The sequence below is a fragment of the Dehalobacter sp. genome (assembly GCA_023667845.1).
Classification (GTDB): Bacteria; Bacillota; Desulfitobacteriia; order Desulfitobacteriales; family Syntrophobotulaceae; genus Dehalobacter.
This window is the reverse complement of the sequence record JAMPIU010000045.1, coordinates 1-1,427: the sequence shown is the minus strand read 5'-3', so window position 1 is coordinate 1,427 and position 1,427 is coordinate 1. Positions and strand designations below refer to the sequence as shown.

The following is a 1,427-nucleotide window of genomic DNA, read 5'->3' as shown; positions in this document are numbered from 1 at the left end:
GAAAAGTTTTGTCAGGAAATTTATGGACCGCGAGTTTATACATTTCTTCATCAATAGAGATTTCCTCATCAAGGGAAGAAAGCAACAAAAGCCTTCCAGGAGAATTCTCTGGAGCAGCTACAAGCAGCCCGTGGTAAGTCCTTGTGTCTGCTCCTATTACTGTAGAGGAAGCATATCCTCCAAGCCCGTTTCCTATAATCCATTCTCTTTTTATTCCTTCCTCATACGTTGAAAGAAAATCTGCTCCAAGCCTGCCCCCGCTCATATATATTTAATTATAATTGATTTATTAAATATCTATACGTTTGGAAAAAAACAAGCTTATCCAGAACTAGTGACCCATTTTTATATGTTTTTTAGTTCTATCATTTTTGTATATATTTAAAGTTATTTTATTATATTTATAAATATAATCTTGATAGATCGTATTATTATGTCAAGATCTATGATATATTTGAGATCTATGATTTGAGATTACACCGTCGGGAAGCAGCCACAAAATTATGATTTTGCGAAAACTGCCCTGAGGCTCTCGTTCGCCAGGCCAATTGCGCTGCAAGTTGCAGGTGTGCCCGCAAGTGCGTTTAACATCACGAAATCGTGTATAGTTCCCATATATCTAACGGCTGTAACATTCACACCAGCTTGTATCAGTTTATGGGCATAGGCTTCACCCTCGTCGCGGAGCACATCATTTTCATCAGTTATAATAAGAGCCGGAGGTTGTCCCCTTAGCTGGTCAAGTGATGCCTGTAACGGGGAGGCTGTCGGCTGCTTACGTGCTTCTTCATCAGGCAAATAATTCTCCCAGAACCACTTCATAGCTTCACGGGTGAGCCAGATACTGGTTGAATACTGCTGATAAGACTGGGTATCAAAATTAGCATCGGTCACAGGGTAGAAGAGCACCTGATAATCAATTTTTGGGCCACCCCGCTCCTTTGCCAGAAGTAAAACAGATGCCGCCATATTTCCGCCTACACTGTCACCAGCAACTGCGAGCCTTGAACTATCCAGGTTGAGTTTTTCCCCGTTTTCTGAAACGTATTTTGTTGCTGCGTACGCCTCTTCTACTGGCGTCGGGTATTTTGCTTCTGGAGACGGCGTGAAATTGACAAATACAACCGCGGCATTAGCTCCGTTTGCGATTTCCCGAACTAATCGGTCATGTGTATCTTTGCCTCCAAGCACCCAGCCCCCACCGTGAAAATACATCACGACTGGCAGGATTTCTTTATTTCCTTTTGGCCTGATTATTCTAACCGAAACCCGCCCCTCAGGACCGACTGGAATGTCCAGATCGTTAATGTCTGCAGGTAGTTTTGCTACCTGAGCAGCCTGCAAATCCGAAAGGACTTTACGGGCATCTTTCGGTGAGAGCTGGTAGATTGGCGTTCCACCCTGCTTGTTTACCTTTTCTAAAAATG

2 protein-coding genes are annotated in these 1,427 nt (G+C 43.2%); both read right to left on the bottom strand.

What is annotated here, in order from left to right; genetic code table 11:
- The coding region (locus NC238_02110) for a glycogen debranching enzyme N-terminal domain-containing protein (GenBank protein MCM1564752.1) at positions 1-265 on the bottom strand (265 nt) is incomplete at its 3' end.
- Positions 266-501: 236 nt separating this feature from the next.
- Positions 502-1,427 (bottom strand): alpha/beta hydrolase (locus NC238_02105; protein MCM1564751.1); only part of this gene is annotated, 926 nt, incomplete at its 5' end.